The 18,579-nt window shown below is 50.1% G+C and carries 17 protein-coding genes; 13 read left to right on the forward strand and 4 right to left on the reverse strand.

Annotated features, from left to right (window positions below):
• Nucleotides 1-48 precede the first annotated feature (48 nt).
• The 3 genes from lysA to ACF8OF_RS05000 all read left to right on the forward strand — a co-directional run bounded on the left by lysA (nt 49) and on the right by ACF8OF_RS05000 (nt 3,698).
• Complete coding sequence (gene lysA, locus ACF8OF_RS04990; RefSeq protein WP_392495912.1) at nt 49-1,299, forward strand: diaminopimelate decarboxylase; 1,251 nt, start codon at nt 49-51, stop codon at nt 1,297-1,299.
• A 320-nt stretch (nt 1,300-1,619) separates the two neighbouring features.
• Entirely contained in the window at nt 1,620-2,570 is a 951-nt protein-coding gene (locus ACF8OF_RS04995; protein ID WP_392495936.1) for an NADH:flavin oxidoreductase, read from the forward strand.
• A 30-nt stretch (nt 2,571-2,600) separates the two neighbouring features.
• Nucleotides 2,601-3,698 carry an ABC transporter substrate-binding protein gene (locus ACF8OF_RS05000; protein ID WP_392495914.1) on the forward strand — a complete coding sequence of 366 codons (1,098 nt, stop codon included), beginning with the start codon at nt 2,601-2,603 and terminating at the stop codon, nt 3,696-3,698.
• A 47-nt stretch (nt 3,699-3,745) separates the two neighbouring features.
• Here ACF8OF_RS05000 and fadE read toward each other — a convergent pair whose 3' ends face one another.
• On the reverse strand, nt 3,746-6,196 hold the full coding sequence (gene fadE / locus ACF8OF_RS05005) for an acyl-CoA dehydrogenase FadE (protein ID WP_392495915.1): 2,451 nt from the start codon (nt 6,194-6,196) through the stop codon (nt 3,746-3,748).
• A 267-nt stretch (nt 6,197-6,463) separates the two neighbouring features.
• Here fadE and lpcA point away from each other — a divergent pair, with 267 nt between their 5' ends.
• Nucleotides 6,464-7,042: a D-sedoheptulose 7-phosphate isomerase gene (gene lpcA, locus ACF8OF_RS05010; RefSeq protein ID WP_024472650.1), complete on the forward strand. Its 579-nt coding sequence runs from the start codon at nt 6,464-6,466 to the stop codon at nt 7,040-7,042.
• Between the two features lie 212 nt (nt 7,043-7,254).
• Nucleotides 7,255-8,031: a class II glutamine amidotransferase gene (locus tag ACF8OF_RS05015; RefSeq protein WP_279799702.1), complete on the forward strand. Its 777-nt coding sequence runs from the start codon at nt 7,255-7,257 to the stop codon at nt 8,029-8,031.
• Here the strand turns inward: ACF8OF_RS05015 and ACF8OF_RS05020 are convergent.
• Nucleotides 8,016-8,747, reverse strand: coding sequence for a L,D-transpeptidase family protein (locus ACF8OF_RS05020; protein ID WP_392495916.1), 732 nt, complete (start codon nt 8,745-8,747; stop codon nt 8,016-8,018). The genes ACF8OF_RS05015 and ACF8OF_RS05020 overlap by 16 nt on opposite strands.
• Before the next feature lie 413 nt (nt 8,748-9,160).
• Between ACF8OF_RS05020 and ACF8OF_RS05025 the strand changes: the two genes are divergently transcribed.
• The 8 genes from ACF8OF_RS05025 to nqrM all read left to right on the forward strand — a co-directional run bounded on the left by ACF8OF_RS05025 (nt 9,161) and on the right by nqrM (nt 16,355).
• Nucleotides 9,161-10,504: a Na(+)-translocating NADH-quinone reductase subunit A gene (locus ACF8OF_RS05025; protein WP_349467927.1), complete on the forward strand. Its 1,344-nt coding sequence runs from the start codon at nt 9,161-9,163 to the stop codon at nt 10,502-10,504.
• Nucleotides 10,505-10,506: 2 nt separating this feature from the next.
• On the forward strand, nt 10,507-11,745 hold the full coding sequence (locus ACF8OF_RS05030; RefSeq protein WP_262859258.1) for an NADH:ubiquinone reductase (Na(+)-transporting) subunit B: 1,239 nt from the start codon (nt 10,507-10,509) through the stop codon (nt 11,743-11,745).
• On the forward strand, nt 11,738-12,532 hold the full coding sequence (locus tag ACF8OF_RS05035) for a Na(+)-translocating NADH-quinone reductase subunit C (RefSeq protein WP_262859257.1): 795 nt from the start codon (nt 11,738-11,740) through the stop codon (nt 12,530-12,532). Before ACF8OF_RS05030 ends, ACF8OF_RS05035 begins: the two co-directional genes overlap by 8 nt.
• Complete coding sequence (locus ACF8OF_RS05040; RefSeq protein WP_025154079.1) at nt 12,525-13,154, forward strand: NADH:ubiquinone reductase (Na(+)-transporting) subunit D; 630 nt, start codon at nt 12,525-12,527, stop codon at nt 13,152-13,154. The genes ACF8OF_RS05035 and ACF8OF_RS05040 overlap by 8 nt, the downstream gene beginning before the upstream one ends.
• A 3-nt stretch (nt 13,155-13,157) precedes the next feature.
• The gene (gene nqrE / locus ACF8OF_RS05045; protein ID WP_004237852.1) at nt 13,158-13,754 is read left to right on the forward strand and encodes an NADH:ubiquinone reductase (Na(+)-transporting) subunit E; all 597 of its coding nucleotides are present in this window, start codon (nt 13,158-13,160) and stop codon (nt 13,752-13,754) included.
• A 15-nt stretch (nt 13,755-13,769) separates the two neighbouring features.
• Nucleotides 13,770-14,996 carry an NADH:ubiquinone reductase (Na(+)-transporting) subunit F gene (gene nqrF, locus ACF8OF_RS05050; protein WP_072871858.1) on the forward strand — a complete coding sequence of 409 codons (1,227 nt, stop codon included), beginning with the start codon at nt 13,770-13,772 and terminating at the stop codon, nt 14,994-14,996.
• A gap of 75 nt (nt 14,997-15,071) precedes the next feature.
• A complete protein-coding gene (locus tag ACF8OF_RS05055) occupies nt 15,072-16,109 on the forward strand; it encodes an FAD:protein FMN transferase (RefSeq protein ID WP_392495918.1) in 1,038 nt (345 codons plus the stop codon).
• Nucleotides 16,110-16,124: 15 nt separating this feature from the next.
• Nucleotides 16,125-16,355 carry a (Na+)-NQR maturation NqrM gene (nqrM, locus tag ACF8OF_RS05060; protein ID WP_036411953.1) on the forward strand — a complete coding sequence of 77 codons (231 nt, stop codon included), beginning with the start codon at nt 16,125-16,127 and terminating at the stop codon, nt 16,353-16,355.
• Between the two features lie 68 nt (nt 16,356-16,423).
• Here the strand turns inward: nqrM and ACF8OF_RS05065 are convergent, their stop codons facing one another.
• Together ACF8OF_RS05065 and ACF8OF_RS05070 are read right to left on the reverse strand one after the other, a co-directional pair.
• Nucleotides 16,424-17,197 (reverse strand): hypothetical protein, encoded by a 774-nt coding sequence (locus ACF8OF_RS05065; protein WP_262883103.1) that lies wholly within the window; start codon nt 17,195-17,197, stop codon nt 16,424-16,426.
• A gap of 320 nt (nt 17,198-17,517) precedes the next feature.
• Complete coding sequence (locus ACF8OF_RS05070) at nt 17,518-18,369, reverse strand: glycerophosphodiester phosphodiesterase family protein (RefSeq protein ID WP_392495919.1); 852 nt, start codon at nt 18,367-18,369, stop codon at nt 17,518-17,520.
• Nucleotides 18,370-18,579: the final 210 nt, after the last annotated feature.

Genomic DNA, 18,579 nt, shown 5'->3' on the forward strand with positions numbered 1-18,579 from the left:
TGTCACGATGGAAAAAAATGAGATCACGATCAAAAAGAGCACAACATCATGACTATCGCAACCAAAACACTCCGCGCCCCGTTTACCCCGGATGCCCTGCGCAGCCTGGCTCAGCAGTACGGTACTCCTCTCTGGTTATATGACAGTGAGGTGATTATCAGCCGTATTGCCCGTCTGAAGCGCTTTGATGTGATCCGTTTTGCGCAGAAAGCCAATTCCAATATTCATATTCTGCGTCTGATGCATGAGCATGGTGTCAAGGTCGATTCCGTATCCGCTGGGGAAATCGAACGGGCACTGAAAGCCGGTTACCGTCCGGATGAAATTGTGTTTACCGCCGATATGATCACAGAAGAAACGCTGGGTCGCGTGCTGGAACTCGGCATTGCGGTAAATACCGGCTCGGTGGATATGCTGCGCCAGATTGGTGCCCGCCGTCCGGGGCATCCGGTGTGGTTGCGCATTAATCCGGGGTTTGGTCACGGGCACAGCCAGAAAACCAATACCGGCGGCGAGAACAGCAAGCACGGGATCTGGTTTGCGGATCTCGGAGAAGCACTGGCAGAAATCAGCCATTATCAGCTGACATTAACTGGCATCCATATGCATATCGGTTCCGGAGTGGATTATGAGCACCTGGCAACGGTCTGTGATGCCATGGCTGAACTGGTGATCACCAATAATCTGGATATCCGCGCGATTTCTGCCGGCGGCGGATTATCGACCCCTTACCGTGAAGGGGATGAAGTTATTGATATCGACAATTATTTCTCACTCTGGGATGCCGCCCGGGCACGTATTGCCCGTCATCTCGGTCGTGAGATCACTCTGGAAATTGAACCGGGTCGTTATCTGGTGGCGGAATCCGGTATTTTGCTGGCACAGGTACGGGCGGTCAAAGGGATGGGGAGCCGCCACTATGTGCTGGTGGACAGTGGTTTTAATGATCTGATGCGTCCGGCCATGTATGGCAGTTATCACCATATTTCAGTGTTACCGGCAGCGGGAGAACCGCAAAACAGTGCTGTGCGGGAAACCATTGTCGCCGGGCCGTTATGTGAATCCGGGGATGTGTTTACCCAGCTGGAAGGCGGGATGGTGGTGCCGCGTGCATTACCGGAAGCCGCTGTGAATGATTTTCTGGTATTTCACGATACCGGGGCATACGGCGCATCGATGTCATCAAATTACAACAGCCGTCCGTTATTACCGGAAATCTTATTTACTGACGGAAAGGCGAAATTGATCCGCCGTCGTCAGACCATTGATGAACTGATGGCACTGGAAATCACTGAATAACAGATGTGTCTGACCAATATTGAAAATCCCCGGGAATAACATCCCGGGGATTTTATTATTGATACTCCCCGGGAGTATATTAATGTTATTTTTACTTACATAAAAATAACAACAGAATGATAACTTTTAACGCAATAATCCCATCCGGAGGCCATATTCCGGCAGAGTGTGACTGGTGTTATAAAACCGATTGCCTGTCATAGAGTCCCCGCACTGTTACCTCTATTATCACTTCAGTCACTTTATTATTTATTATCGGTACAGTTTTTATATAACAGTACCGGTCAGCTTTTTCCGGGGACGTGTGTATTATGAATTTAATGCAGCCATTTGTATCAGAAAAATTAACGCTTAAAAATAAATTAGTTTATCCGCCTGTCAGAATAAAACGAGCCACTGACGGCTACGCGGATTACTTTCATCTGGCGCATTATATGTCTTTTGCTGTCGGTCAGGTCGGGCTGATTATTATGGAAGAGTGCGCGGTTACCGCTGACGGCCGCCTGGGCAGTGGTGCGCTGGGTTTATATGAGGACGGACATGTTGCGATGCTGGCGCAGATTGTGGCAATGCTGCAAAATGAAGGCAGTAAAGTGGCGATCCAGCTTAATCATGCAGGCAGTAAGTCACGGCTGGAATCCGGCAATATTATTCAGGATATTAATGCATTAACAGCGCAGGATATTACTGCATTGTTTGACTGTTATACACGTGCGGCAGCACGGGCAGATAAAGCCGGATTCGATGTCCTGGAAATTATGGCATCCCATGAGTTTTTAATTTCTCAGTTTATTGATCGGCGGACAAATCAGCGCAGCGATAAATATGCTGATCCGGTTATTTTTCTGACAGAATTACTGGCCGCAGTCCGCAAATCCTGGCCGGAAGATAAAGCGATTATTTTACGTATCGGTACCCGTTACTGCGAAGAAGACAGTATTTCATTTACACAAAAAATTCTGCGTAATATTAATCCGCTTATTGATATTGTGCATATATCCAATGGCGGCAGTCAGATGCACGGAACCAATAAAGGTGTTGCATATCAGCTGGAAGATACCAAAGGGGTAAAAAAAGGCTGTGAGAAACCGGTTATTGTTGTCGGGGGTATTCGTGATCACCAACTGGCCGATGATATATTAGAACACCAATATGCGGATTTAATTGCCGTTGGTCGCGGGTTATTACGCAATCCTAACTGGTATCTGGAATATTTACTGAAATATGATCGTAAATTAATTCCCCGTCCGTATATCCGGGCATTTCGCTGATAACAGTAAATACAATGACAGGAAGATAACATGGCAATATCAGTCTTAAAACGTATTTTCAGTGCCTGTGTATTACTGCTGTTTTTCAATTGTGCCGGGGCAAAAGAAATTACTGATCTCGCCGGAAACCGGGTCACTATTCCGGATACGGTAGAGCGGATTGCGGTTGTACCTATTCCGTGGATGTCGATGATTTATGTGGTGGATGGTTCAGACGCAAAAATTGTGGGGATGCATCCGTCAGCAAAAGAGGCTTACCGTAACAGTATTTTAAATACACTGGCACCCGGTATTGAGAAAGTGAACAGCACCTTTGTGAATAAAGATTTCACGATTAACGGCGAAGAACTGGTCAGGTTAAATCCGGATCTGGTGATTATCTGGGATTACCAGAAAGAAGAAAAAGAGAAACTGGATAAACTCGGTATCCCGGCGGTGGCAATCAGATACGGTGATTTGGATGATGTGAAAAACGGGATCAGGTTGCTGGGCGACATTCTGGGCAAAGAAAAGCGGGCCGCAGATTTACTGGCTTTTTTTGATCATCAGATTCAGTCAGTGAACACGGTGACAAGAGACTCAACCCCGGTGACCATTCGTGAGATGCCGTACGGAAAGCCGGGTATTCTGTATGTCAGAGATAAAAACCTGACGGTGGCCGGCAAGACCTCGGTAAACAGCCTGATGATCAACCAGACCGGGGGCATTAATCTGACAGATGATATGCCGGTTAAACCAAACTGGATCACGGTGTCGGCAGAGCAGGTGATTAACCTGGATCCGGACATTATTATTCTGAGCCAGTTTGATTCATTCGTGCCGGAAGATGTGTACCGGAATACGGTCGGCTGGCAGGGCGCAGAAACGATTTCTGCTGTGAAGAACAGACGTGTTTATAAAGCCCCTATCGGTATTTACCGCTGGGATGCACCGGGGATCGAAACACCGCTGATGATGAAATGGATTGAAGCGCGGGTTAAACGTAAACCGGCAGATGACACGGCAATACAGCAGGATATCCGTCAGTTCTTTAAGCAGTTCTTTGATACCGATCTGACAGACGCACAAATGCGGAAAATCCTCAGCCTGGATGCCAATATGACCGGTAACAGCAGCACAGGACGGTAATAAAGAGCGCAGTAATGGCGGAGCAGAGAACGGCTCCGCCATGTTATTTATGCGCAGGGATTTTCACCTTTACGGTAACGGTGAGAATTAGCGTGTGATTTTAAGCCGATAATCTCCGGTGCAAACTCATCCACATTGATTGAACGCAGACGGCTGGCTTCCGCTTTGCGCAGGATATCCGCCTCTTCTGGTGTGACTTTTCCGCTTTCCAGGGCAATATCCGCCAGTTTATCCAGCCGGGTGAAATCAATGTGTTTTTCAGCCATACGACTGAGGCGATCTACCAGCGGCTCGGCGGCGAGAATATCACTGAGTGCGGCATTGAGCAGCCCGTGCGGGTTGTTGGGCTCAGGAGCCAGGTATTGTCCGCGTCCTATTCTGTCGCGGGTCTCTGACGGTTCCTGCAGCAGACGGGCGAGTTTGCTGTCCAGTTTATCTGACGGCGGACGGTGATGGCGGCCTGACGGGAAGACGGTCAGACGCAGCAGCGCAGCCACTTTGCGGTCAGGGAAGTTGGTCAGCAGTTCATCCATCGCTTTTTCGGCTTCATACAGACAATCCTGTACTGCCCAGTGTACCAGCGGTAAGTCAGCCTGCGGGCGGCCATCCTCATCAAACCGTTTTAAAGTGGCGGATGCGAGGTAAAGCTGGCTGAGTATATCGCCGAGTCTGGCAGAAATCCGCTCACGGCGCTTCAGACTGCCGCCGAGTGTCGCCATCGCGATGTCTGACAGCAGCGCCAGGTTGGCACTCAGCCGGTTAAGGTGCTGATAATAGCGGCGGGTGGCATCCCGGAACGGTGACGGACTGAAATACCCGCGCGATAACCCGAGCCAGAAACTGCGGGTGGCGGCGGTTAATACATGGCCGATATGGGCAAACAGCGCGTTATCGAAGTCATTCAGCTGATTGTCTGCCGCTGCGGCCATCTCAGTCAATACATACGGATGACAGCGGATAGCGCCCTGACCGAAGATAATCATACTGCGGGTCAGGATATTGGCACCTTCGACGGTGATCGCGATAGGCGCTCCCTGATAGTTACGGGCCAGGAAGTTGGACGGCCCGAGGCAGATACCTTTACCCCCCGCAATATCCATGGCATCAATAATGGCGCGCTGTCCCCGGTGGGTACAGTGATATTTCACAATCGCGGACAGAACCGCCGGTTTCTCACCGAGCATAATACCGGTGGTGATCAGTGTGGCGGCGGCATCCATCAGATAGGCATTTCCGGCAATCCGCGCCAGCGGCTCCTCAATCCCTTCCATTTTGCCGATCGGCATCCGGAATTGACGGCGGATATAAGAATAAGCGCCAATTGCCATGGCCGCACTTTTCAGCCCGCCGGTGGCATTGGACGGCAGGGTGATACCACGCCCGACCGACAGACACTCCACCAGCATGCGCCAGCCCTGTCCGGCCATTGCCGGGCCGCCGATAATATAATCCAGCGGCACAAAGACATCTTTACCGCGTGTCGGGCCGTTCTGGAACGGGACATTAAGCGGGAAATGGCGGGTACCGGTTTCAACCCCCGGGGTATTTACCGGGATCAGTGCGCAGGTGATCCCCAGCGAGGTTTTTTCACCGAGCAGTTTATCCGGATCATACAGTTTAAAGGCGAGACCCAGCACGGTGGCGACCGGTGCCAGGGTGATATAGCGTTTATTCCAGTTCAGGCGCATGCCGAGCACCTGTTCACCCTGCCATTCGCCGGTGCAGATAACTCCGGTATCCGGAATGGCACCGGCATCAGAACCGGCTTCCGGGCTGGTCAGGGCAAAGCAGGGGATTTCTTCCCCGGAGGCCAGTCCCGGCAGCCAGCGTTTTTTCTGCTCATCTGTGCCGTAGTGCTGTAACAGCTCTCCCGGCCCCAGTGAATTGGGAACGCCGACGGTAATCGCCAGAATACCGGAAACCCCGGCGAGTTTTTGCAGTACCCGCGCCTGGGCATAGGGAGAGAATGCCAGTCCGCCGTATTCTTTGCGGATGATCATGGCGAAGAATTTATGTTCGCGCAGGAACTGCCATAATGCCGGCGGCAGATCCGCCAGTTCGTGGGTAATTTCAAAATCGTTGGCCATCCGGCAGGCTTCTTCTGCCGGGCCGTCGAGGAAAGCCTGCTCTTCTGCGGTCAGCTGCGGGGCAGGGTAGCTGTGCAGCTTCTGCCAGTCGGGCTGACCACGGAACAGATCGCCCTCCCACCAGGTGGTGCCTGCATCAATCGCTTCTTTTTCTGTCTGTGACATCGGCGGCATCACTTTGCGGAACAGCAGCATCAGACGGCTGCTGAACAGGGCTTTACGCACGGACGTGATCACAAACGGCAGGAAAATCAGTGCCAGAAGAACGGTGACAGCAAACGGCCATAAACGGAAGACATTCATGATGAGACTGAACAGTATCAGTGCTGTTGCACTGAACTTCAGACTGACCCGGTGAAAAGCGAGCAGCCCGGTGACGGCGATAAACAAGATAATACTGAGTAGTAACATGATGAACCTCCGTAAGGGGTATCCGTGTCAGCACATGTGACGTGTCAGTACACTGCGACATCAGAGGTCTGACCTGTTGTGTTCAGATTTAGCGCAACGGCGGAATAACTTCAACGATTTCACATTTTATTTACAACTCAGCTCACAAAATTAGCAGAATAAAATGTGTCTTATTTGCAGATGCCACGGATTGTGACTTCTTTCACCGGGGCAGATCCGTTACACTCAGGACAGACAAATCCGATTCATTTTCAGGAGCCTATCTCTATGTACCAGGAACTTATCCGCGGTGAACTGACCGAAGCAGCGGCAACCCTCGATAACTTTTTGAAAGATGAGAATAATATTGATGCTATCCGCAGGGCTGCTGTCATGCTGGCTGATTCTTTTAAAGCGGGCGGCAAAGTGATGTCATGCGGCAACGGCGGTTCACACTGTGATGCGATGCATTTTGCGGAAGAACTGACCGGACGCTACCGTGAAAACCGTCCGGGTTATCCGGCGATTGCCATTTCAGATGTCAGCCACTTATCTTGCGTCAGCAATGATTTCGGTTATGAATATGTTTTCTCGCGTTTTGTGGAATCTGTCGGTCGTGAAGGGGATGTGTTACTCGGTATCTCCACATCCGGTAATTCAGGTAACATTATTAAAGCCATTGAAGCGGCGCGTGCCAAAGGCATGAAAGTGATCACGCTGACCGGCAAAGACGGCGGCAAAATGGCAGGCAGTGCGGATATTGAAATCCGTGTTCCGCATTTTGGTTACGCGGATCGCATTCAGGAAATTCATATTAAGGTTATTCATATTCTGATCATGCTGATCGAAAAAGAAATGGTCAAATAACCGGAGATAAGCCGGATCTCCTGAAAAAGCACTCTGCCGCCGGTTGAGTGCTTTTTTTATGGCACAATGCTTGTCTTATTCACCATAAGCATAAATCACCTTATATATAACCAAATCATCTAAAAGAATGATATTTTCGCGATTGTGAAACTAACGAATTGCGGGTAACAATAGTCCTCAGTCATCACAAAAACGGGTAAGGGAGAAAGGCGATGTGTGAATTGCTGGGGATGAGTGCAAATGTCCCGACTGATATTCATTTCAGTCTCAGTGGCCTGATCCCGCGCGGCGGCGAAACCGGGCCGCACAAAGACGGGTGGGGAATTACGTTTTATGAAGGAATGGGCTGCCGGACATTCAAAGACGCCCGTGCCTGCTGCAACTCTCCTGTTGCCCGTTTTGTCCGTGACTATCCCGTCAAATCCGAAGCGGTGATTGCCCATATCCGTCAGGCAAACAGAGGGGTGGTATCACTGGAAAATACCCATCCTTTTACCCGCGAACTGTGGGGACGGAACTGGACATATGCCCACAACGGACAGCTCAGCGGCTATGAACATCTGCCGACCGGTTTTTTTACCCCGGTCGGCCAGACGGACAGCGAGCATGCATTCTGCTGGCTGCTGAATCAGCTGAAAGAAAAATACCCGCAGCCGCCGCAGGATCTGCAAACGGTGTTCCGTGAAATTAAACGGCTGGCGGATGTGCTGCGGCAGTTTGGTGTCTTTAATATGTTGTTGTCAGACGGCAGCTATGTGCTGGCGTACTGTTCGACGAATCTGCACTGGATCACCCGCCGCGCGCCTTTCGGTAAAGCGCGGCTGGTGGACAGTGATGTGGAGATTGATTTTTCGCAGCATACCCGGCAGGACGATGTGGTGTCTGTGATTGCCACACAGCCGCTGACCGGTAATGAGCAGTGGCAGAAAATCGGGCCCGGCGAAGCCGTTCTCTTTTATTACGGCGAACGGGATCAATCCGTGTTCTGAGTCAGTAAACCGGCGTCCGGTGCCGGTGCCGGTACCGCTGTGTGTGCGGCGGTCACATAACGGCCGTTAACAACCGCAACCACGGCAGGTATCTGATTATCCGCGAAATACTGATAAGCAGGCTGTAACTGCTGCCAGAACGCCAGATGTGAGGAGTTCCGGTGGCGGTTCAGGTTTTCCGGCGTCATCCGGAAAGGATAAATCGCGATATTCAGATCCGTCTGTCCGCTCAGCAGGGCGCTTTCCACGTAGCGGTAAATCTCATCAATATAAGCATCCGTCATGGCGTAACAGCCGACGGATTTGCAGTCTCCGTGAACCATCAGATAATCCCCGCTATAGCCATGCGCCCGGTCGAATTCATTGGGAAAACCAAGGTTAATAGCTCGGTAAAACCGACTGTTTGGATTGAGCTGTGACAGACTGATACGGTAAAATCCCTCCGGGCTTTTTAAATCGCCGGTCAGTTGCTTTGGCCCGAGCCCGCCGGAAAACTGACAAACCGGGTAGCGTTTCACCAGTTTAAAACGTCCGTTATTTTCCCGCTGATAAAGCTCCAGTTCTTTTTCTTCTTTAAATATCTGTATAAATACCCGGCTGTTACGGGCATCACTCACCGGCGTTGTAAGCCATAATGACGCGGATTTTTCTGTGGTTGCTGATGATTGCCCTGCAAAAAACAGCAGGCCGATCACCATAAAAATGATATGTCGCATTCTCAGTATTCAGGGTAACAATGGATTGGTGAAAAAAGTAACAACAGATTGCCATGATGCAGATAATTTGTGAATGGTTTCCTGTGAGAATAAAATCATTTGTTACGAATATTATTGTGGTTAAAAAAGAGACAGGAATCGGTAAAGGTGACTTAATTACTCGGTAAAGGCGAGTTATTGAGCTTTTTCTGATCACAATAATCCTATTTGCTTGAGCCAGGTCACTCGTTTCGCCGGACAGAATTGTTGTGAAGTGGTAAAATAATGCGGATCGGGTTTACGCAAAACCGTGACATATGTCGGAAAAAACAGCCCGGGGCGATAATAACGGCCCGGAGTGTTTTTATTGTTGAGTTGTCATACGCTGCTGCGGCAGTGATGACGTGGGTTTAACAAAAACTTGTGCAAATTTTATGATTAAAATTAAAAAAGGACTCGACCTGCCGATCGCAGGAGCACCTGCTCAAGTCACAGAAGATGGCCCTTCAGTCCGCCACGCAGCGCTGCTGGGTGAGGAATACATCGGGATGCGTCCGTCGATGCTGGTTCAGGAAGGTGAATCAGTAAAGAAAGGACAGGCTCTTTTTGAAGATAAAAAGAACCCCGGTGTGATTTTTACCAGCCCCGCCTGCGGAGTGGTAAAAGCCATCAATCGTGGTGAGCGTCGTGTATTACAATCTGTGGTGATTGAGATACAGGGAGACGAGCAATTAACGTTTGACAGTTATGACCGCCGGGATCTGTCGTCACTGACCCGTGAACAGGCAGAGAAAAACCTGGTGGCCTCCGGATTGTGGACCGCGCTGCGGACACGTCCGTTCAGTCATACCCCGAAATTAGGTTCCGTGCCTGCCGCTATTTTTGTCACTGCTATGGACACCAATCCGCTGTCCGCTGATCCGCAGGTGATTATCCGTCAGGAACAGGCGTCGTTTGATGACGGCTTACAGGTACTGAGCTGCCTGACGGAAGGGAAGATTCATGTCTGCCACGGTACAGCTGATTTCGCAAAAGTTACCGATAACAATCGTGTCAGTTACACACAATTTACCGGGCCGCATCCGGCAGGTCTTGCCGGTACGCACATCCATTTCCTGGAACCGGTCAGCGCAACGAAAACCGTCTGGTCACTGAATTACCAGGATGTCATCGCCATCGGTAAACTGTTCACGACCGGCTTTTTATATACCGACCGTATTGTGGCGCTCGGTGGTCCGCAGGTGGAGAACCCGCGCCTGCTGAAAACCCGCCTCGGCGCAGATCTGTATGAACTGACCGAAGGGCAGCTGAAGGCCGGTGAAAACCGTATTATTTCCGGTTCTGTCCTGTGGGGCGTGGCCAGTGATGATGCTCATCACTATCTGGGCCGTTTTACCAATCAGGTCTCCGTTCTGGAAGAAGGCCGTGAGAAAGAGCTGTTCGGCTGGATTATGCCGGGCACAGACAAATACACGGTTACCCGCACCACACTGGGTCATTTCTTTAAGAAGAAACTGTTTTCATTTACTACATCAATGAATGGCGGCGAACGTTCCATGGTGCCGATCGGCAGTTATGAACGTGTGATGCCGCTCGACATTATGGCGACACATTTCCTGCGCGATCTGCTGGCGGGTGATACTGACAGTGCCCAGGCACTGGGTGCGCTGGAGCTGGATGAGGAAGATCTGGGGCTGTGTACCTATGTCTGTCAGAGTAAATATGAGTACGGCCCGGTGCTGCGTGACGTACTGACCAGGATTGAGCAGGAAGGATAATCATGGGTCTGAAAAAATTTCTCGAAAAAATTGAGCCGCATTTTGAACCGGGCGGCAAATTACAGAAATGGTATGCACTGTATGAAGCAGCCGCCACCATCTTCTATACCCCGGGGACAGTTACCCGCGGGCGTTCGCATGTCCGTGACTCCATCGACCTTAAACGTCTGATGATCCTGGTCTGGTTATCCGTTTTCCCGGCCATGTTCTGGGGGATGTATAACGTTGGTAACCAGGCAATACCGGTACTGCTGGATATGTACAGCGGTGCGGAGCTTCAGCAGGTGATTGCCGGTGACTGGCATTATCGTCTGGCGGAGCTTATCGGGGTCTCCTTCACACAGGATGCGGGCTGGGTCAGTAAAATGCTGTTCGGTGCCGTCTATTTCCTGCCGATTTATGCGGTGATTTTTATCGTCGGCGGCTTCTGGGAAGTCCTGTTTGCGATGATCCGCGGGCATGAAATCAACGAAGGCTTCTTTATTACCTCCATTCTGCTGGCACTGATTGTGCCGCCGACGCTGCCGTTATGGCAGGCTGCGCTGGCTGTCACCTTCGGTGTGGTGGTCGCGAAGGAAATCTTCGGCGGTACAGGACGCAACTTCCTGAACCCGGCACTGGCCGGTCGTGCTTTCCTGTTCTTTGCTTATCCGGCTCAGATTTCCGGTGACACGGTCTGGACTGCCGCTGACGGCTTCTCCGGTGCAACGCCGCTGTCACAGTGGGCGGTCGGTGGTGAGCATCAGCTGGTTAATACCATAACCAATCAGCCGATCTCCTGGATGGATGCCTTTATCGGTAACATCCCGGGCTCGATTGGTGAAGTCTCCACGCTGATGATTCTGATCGGCGGTGCCGTCATTCTGTTTGCCCGTATCGCCTCTCTGCGTATTGTGGCCGGTGTGATGGTCGGGATGATCGCGATGTCCGCCGTCTTTAATATGATTGGTTCTGACACCAATCCGCTGTTTGCTATGCCGTGGTACTGGCATCTGGTCCTGGGCGGTTTTGCCTTCGGTATGATTTTCATGGCAACGGACCCGGTATCAGCTTCATTTACCGATAAAGGGAAATGGGCTTACGGGATCCTGATCGGGGTGATGTGTGTCCTGATCCGTGTGGCAAACCCGGCATATCCGGAAGGGATGATGCTGGCTATCCTGTTCGCCAACTTATTCGCCCCGTTATTTGATTATCTGGTGGTTCAGGCAAACATTAAACGGAGAAAAGCACGTGGCTAATGAAAAAACGAAAAACAAGGACAGTGTCGCAAGAACGTTTATCGTTGTCTTCGTCCTTTGCCTTGTGTGTTCGATAGTCGTGGCTGGTTCTGCTGTGGGGCTGAAGTCCACGCAGCAGGCACAGATTCTGCTGGATAAGCAGCGTAACATTCTGGATGTGGCCGGGTTACTGACGCCATCCATGACGGCGGACGAAATCGATGCAGTCTATAAAAAATTCATCAGAGCAAAAATGGTGGATTTAAAAACCGGTCAGATGACGGACAGCACCGGCAAATACGATCTCAATGATGAACTGCGCAGTGATGAGACCAGTATTGCCCTGTCACCGGAAGAAGATCTGGCGAAAATCCGCCGCCGTGCCAACAGCGCGGAAATCTATCTGGTACAGAATGAGCAGGGTGAAACCAGTAAAATTGTTCTGCCGGTTTACGGCTCCGGTCTGTGGTCGGTGATGTATGCCTTTGTCGCGATTGATGTTGACGGTATCACTTCCGAAGGGATCTCTTACTATCAGCACGGTGAAACCCCGGGGCTGGGTGGTGAGGTGGATAACCCGCAATGGCGTAAACAGTGGATTGGTAAAAAGCTGTTTAATGAAGACGGTATACCGGCCATCAAAATTGTCCGCAGCGGCACCACTGACAGTCCGTACGGCATTGATGGTTTGTCCGGTGCGACACTGACCTCAAACGGCATCCAGCATATGTTTGATTTCTGGCTGGGTGACAACGGTTTTGGCCCGTTCCTGAAAACAGTACGCGAAGGAGCGTTGAATCATGGCTGATAGTAAAGAAATTAAACGCGTTCTTCTCGGACCGTTATTAGATAACAACCCGATTGCCCTCCAGGTTCTGGGTGTGTGTTCGGCGCTGGCGGTGACCACCAAACTGGAAACTGCTCTGGTTATGACCATAGCGGTAACCCTGGTGACGGCATTCTCCAGCATGTTTATCTCGATGATCCGTAATTTTATTCCTGGCAGTGTGCGGATTATCGTTCAGATGGCAATTATCGCCTCGCTGGTTATTCTTGTTGACCAGATTTTGCGGGCCTATGCCTACGGAATCTCCAAACAGCTTTCTGTATTCGTCGGTCTGATCATTACCAACTGTATTGTGATGGGACGTGCGGAAGCGTATGCCATGAAAGCGCCGCCGCTTGAAAGCTTTATGGACGGTATCGGTAATGGCCTGGGTTACGGGGTGATCCTGCTGCTGGTGGGCTTTTTCCGTGAACTGATTGGTTCCGGCAAACTCTTTGGCGTGACCGTGCTGGAAACAGCGCAGAATGGCGGCTGGTATCTGCCGAACGGCCTGTTCCTGCTGGCACCAAGTGCATTCTTTATTATCGGCATGCTCATCTGGGGGATCCGTACCCTGAAACCGTCACAAGTCGAGGAGGATTAAGATATGGAACATTATATCAGTCTCTTTGTGCGGGCAGTGTTTATTGAAAATATGGCGCTGGCCTTCTTCCTCGGGATGTGTACGTTCCTGGCGGTGTCGAAAAACGTCAAAACGGCGTTTGGTCTCGGCGTGGCGGTTACCGTGGTGCTGGGGATTTCGGTTCCGGCAAACAACCTGGTGTACAACCTGCTGCTGCGCGACGGCGCACTGATGGAAGGGGTGGATTTAAGCTTCCTCAACTTCATTACCTTTATCGGGGTCATTGCGGCGCTGGTACAGATTCTGGAGATGATTCTGGATCGCTATTTTCCGGCACTGTATAACGCGCTGGGGATCTTCCTGCCGTTAATCACCGTAAACTGTGCGATTTTCGGTGGTGTGTCCTTTATGGCGCAGCGCGACTACAACTTTACGGAGTCTGTGGTTTACGGGTTTGCTTCCGGTATCGGCTGGCTGCTGGCGATTGTGCTGATGGCCGCTATCCGCGAGAAGATGAAATACTCTGACGTACCGGCCGGCCTGAAAGGGCTGGGGATCACATTCGTGACCACCGGACTGATGGCTCTGGGCTTTATGTCCTTCTCCGGCGTACAGTTATAAGGGTGAAACGCAATTATGGATATCGTTATTTTAGGCGTGGCAATGTTTACCCTGATTGTTCTGGCGCTGACCGCATTGATTTTGTTCGCAAAATCAAAACTGGTGAACACAGGGGACGTTAAGATTGAAATCAACGGCGATGCGGAGAAAAGCTTCGACGCACCGGCCGGTGACAAATTACTGAATGTACTGTCCGGTCAGGGGATTTTTGTCTCCTCAGCCTGCGGCGGCGGCGGAACCTGCGGCCAGTGCCGTGTGAAGATCAAAGAAGGCGGCGGTGATATTCTGCCGACAGAAATGTCGCACATTAACAAACGCGAAGCGCGTGAAGGCTGCCGTCTGGCATGCCAGGTGAATGTGAAACAGGATCTGAAAATTGAGTTGCCGGAAGAGATCTTCGGGGTGAAAAAATGGGAGTGCGAAGTTATCTCCAATGATAACAAAGCGACGTTCATTAAAGAGCTGAAACTCAGAATCCCTGACGGTGAAAGTGTGCCGTTCCGTGCCGGTGGTTATATTCAGATTGAATGTCCGCCGCATGTGGTCCGCTATGATGAGTTTGATGTGCCGCAGGAATACCGTGAGGACTGGGACAAGTTTAACCTGTTCCGCTATGTGTCTGATGTGAAAGAGCCGACAGTGCGTGCTTACTCCATGGCGAACTATCCGGAAGAGCACGGCATTATCATGCTGAACGTGCGTATCGCCACACCGCCTCCGCGAGTGCCGGATGCCCCTCCGGGGATTATGTCCTCTTACATCTGGTCACTGAAACCGGGTGATAAAGTTACAATTTCCGGGCCGTTCGGGGAATTCTTTGCGAAAGATACCGATGCGGAAATGATCTTTATCGGTGGTGGTGCCGGTATGGCACCGATGCGTTCGCATATCTTCGATCAGCTTAAGCGTCTGCATTCCAAACGCAAGATGTCTTTCTGGTATGGTGCGCGTTCAAAACGTGAAATGTTCTATGAGGAAGATTTTGACCAGCTTCAGGCTGAAAATGAAAACTTCACCTGGAACGTGGCGTTGTCTGATGCCCTGCCGGAAGATAACTGGGACGGATACACCGGGTTTATTCATAATGTTCTCTATGAGCATTACCTGAAAAATCACCCGGCACCGGAAGATTGTGAGTTCTATATGTGCGGGCCGCCGATGATGAACGCCGCCGTGATCAAGATGCTCAAAGATCTGGGTGTGGAAGACGAAAATATTATGCTGGATGACTTCGGCGGCTGATTTCCGCCCCCTGTCATAACGAAACTGCGCCCACACCTGTGGGCGCAGATGATCTGAAATCAGACTGGATTGTGTATGGTAAAAATAAAACGGGCTTTTCTGCCGCTGGCACTGTTGACCTTGTTACTGAGCGCATGCGGTGATAACACACCGGAAGCACAGCAGGTCACCCTGAACGGCAAAACGATGGGTACCTATTACGCGATAAAATATGTTGCTGATCAGAAAGATCCTCCGGCGGAATCACTGCAGAAAGGCATTGATGTGGTGCTGGAAGAGGTCAATGACCAGATGTCCACCTACCGGCCGGATTCTGAACTCAGCCGTTTTAATCAGAGTCGTGAGGTGAATACACCGTTTCCGGTCTCTGCCGCGACGGCAAAAGTAGTTCGTGAGGCTATCCGTATTAATCAGCTGACAGATGGCGCACTGGATGTCACGGTCGGCCCGCTGGTCAATTTATGGGGATTTGGTCCGGAAGGACGGGTAACCCATGTACCGACAGAGCAGGATATTGAAACCCGCCGTCAGTGGACCGGGATTGATAAACTGAAGGTTGAAGGTAATAATCTGATTAAGACTGTGCCGGAACTGTATGTCGATCTGTCCTCGATTGCCAAAGGCTACGGGGTGGATGCGGTGGCGGAATACCTGGAATCACAGAATATCCGCAATTATATGGTGGATGTGGGCGGTGAAGTCCGGACTCAGGGTATTAACGGCAAAGGCAAGCCGTGGCGCATTGCGATTGAAAAACCGTCGTCACAGGGGCTGAGCCAGTCTGCACAGGAAATTATTGAGCCGGGTAATGCCTCTGTGGCGACATCCGGGGATTACCGGAATTATTTTGAAGAAAATAATGTCCGCTACTCACATACCATTAATCCGAAAACAGCACGTCCGATTAACCACAATCTGGTATCGATTACCGTTATTGCAGATAATTGCATGAGTGCGGATGGCTTTTCTACCGGGCTGAATGTGCTCGGGCCGGAGCGCGGTCTTGAGGTGGCGAATGCACAAAATATCCCTGTTTTTATGATTGTCAAAACAGAGAAGGGATTTGACGAACGCTACAGTGAGGCATTTAAGCCCTATTTGCAGCAAAAATAAAAGGAGGTGGCTGATATGGTGATAAAAGTATTTATCGCAACCTTTATCCTGTTCCTGGTCGCGTTTCTGGGAATGTCTCTCGGCTATATCATTAAGCGCAAGAGCATTCAGGGAAGTTGCGGCGGGCTGAGCAGCATTGGTGTCGAGAAAGTCTGCGACTGTCCTGAACCGTGTGATGCCCGGAAAAAACGGATGGCACGTGAAGCTGCCCGCGAAGAGAAACTGAATAAAAACCGGATTGTATAGATTCGGAAGATATAACAAAGGCGCGTTAACGCGCCTTTGTTTATTATTGGCAGGATAACAATACGGAATCAGTAATAACGATAGTCTGATGTCACAATAGCGGTATTTATCACAATAATATTATTGGCCTGATTCCCTTCAGTGATACTCTGCCAGAGTGCTTTTTCACAATTACCGTAAGTATCTGTCTGCTGACAGGTATAAATTGTTTTTACCCGGCCCAGCGGCGTATGTTGTGTCTGTGTCTGCCGGATAACCTGACGGTCATCATTATACGCAAATTCATAGTTCAGCTGAGGAAGCCCGTTACTCCGCGATATAATTGCATTTATCTGCCGATCCTGACGCCAGTCGTAACGGATTTCGCCGCCGGTGTCTGCGGAATCACCTTTTGATACGGCGTGTGTAATCAAACCATTCTCATAAAAAAAATCGGTTTCCATATGCGATTTTTGGGTATTGCCGCCACTGTTGCTTTCGGATTCGGCACGGACGATTTGTTTTTGATGATTATAGAAAAGGCGACTGCGGGCATGAATCAGAGTGACAGGGGCTTTTCCGCTGCCATGCAGTTGTGACGTGAATAATAAGCTATAACCCTGCTCCGTCATCTTACCTTCGGAATACATCCGGTTCTGTAACCCCGGGTAGTGCTCAGTGATTTCCAGCGAAAAGTAACTCAGTTCACCACACGGCGTCAGGTCATATTGCCCGTTAATTATAATATTGCTGTTCTTGTTGTCCGGGGAATGCGCTGTTGTGATGACAGATTTTACCGGGCCGTTAATCATACCGGCACCCAGAATAATAAAGTTGCTGCTGCGTGTTTCATCTGAATACACATCGCAGTCTGCATAAGAATAAACGCTGAATAACAGAAAAAAGAATCCTGTAAAAACAATGAAGGATTTTGGGGGTGAATGTAAATCGAAAAACAGGTTGCTTATCACCGCATGGTCTCCAGGATGTTTCTTATAGTTATAACAAAAGTGACCTGATAAATAAATTACTATAATTAATGAGATTTGTTGAAGTTATAAAATATTATGCAGGCTGGCAGGGGAAGGCGGAAGGCAGTAAATAAGAGTGAAATTGACAATATATCCGGTTTCACTCTTATTTTTCAGCACGGTAAATTTACCCGTAATAACACGCGGATTAATTATTTAATTTTCATATTGAGCAGAGAATCGACCATTACACCATCTGCCCCCAGCTCTGTTGCCAGCTGTAAATCAGCGGGTGTTTTAATGCCGAACAGAATAACCCGGTCTTTATTATTTTTGCGGAAACAATCCATGGCGGTTTTATCCCAGGTCAGCACAACCGGAGAGCGGGCTTCACCCAGTGTGAAGGTTTCAACCACATCCACGTTGCGGTGCAGTTCAAAGCCATACCAGCGCGGCTGCGGATTATCTGCCAGGTCACAGGTGTGTCTGAGCAAGCTGTCGGCCAGGGCATTACGGGTGGTATTACGGCTTTCAAATACGGGGATTGATGACGGCAGAGCAGCCAGATAATCCTGCCCGGTTGAATAGACGCGGACACGGTTTTTGGCTTTATGACGGGTCAGAACTGCATCCAGCTGTTGTGCGAAAACTGCCGGTGAGGCATCCGGCGATTTGATATCGAGATAGAAAAAGGTATCCGGATAACGCCTCAGGACGGTATCCAGTGCCGGAACAGAGGCTTTGATGTGGGTTTTATGTTTCTGATTATAATCCCGGGCTGCATCGGTCTGTGCCAGCTCCGCAGCGCTGTAACCGGAAACCGGGCCCGATTTGTCAGTCAGGGATTTCAGATCAGACGGGCGGTATAACACGACCTGGTTATCTTTTGATAGCTGAAGGGTGATCCAGATGGCATCTGCTTTGTTATCCAGCGCCTTATCGATGGCGTACAGGGTGTTTTCAGGGGCATCCGCCGTGGCGGCGCGGTGGGCAATAATTTGCGGGGCTGCATGGGCTGTCATAACAATGCCACTCAGGAAAAGGGCTGAAAGTATTTTTTTCATAATCCGTCCGTCAAAAAGAAAGAGAGCAGGTGTGATATCATGCTGTTGTAGCGGAGTAACATGACAACCGGATGTAATCACAGAAAAAAAAGACAAACTTGCAAATTTCAGCCCACTGATTGACGTGGTGAATAATAAGCAGATTAACCAATTTGAATTACAGTGATTTTAACTGTATATTTAAACAGTGTTGTTGGTGAGCAGGAGAGG

The sequence above is a fragment of the Morganella sp. TYF_1 genome (assembly GCF_043105645.1).
GTDB lineage: Bacteria > Pseudomonadota > Gammaproteobacteria > Enterobacterales > Enterobacteriaceae > Morganella > Morganella morganii_B.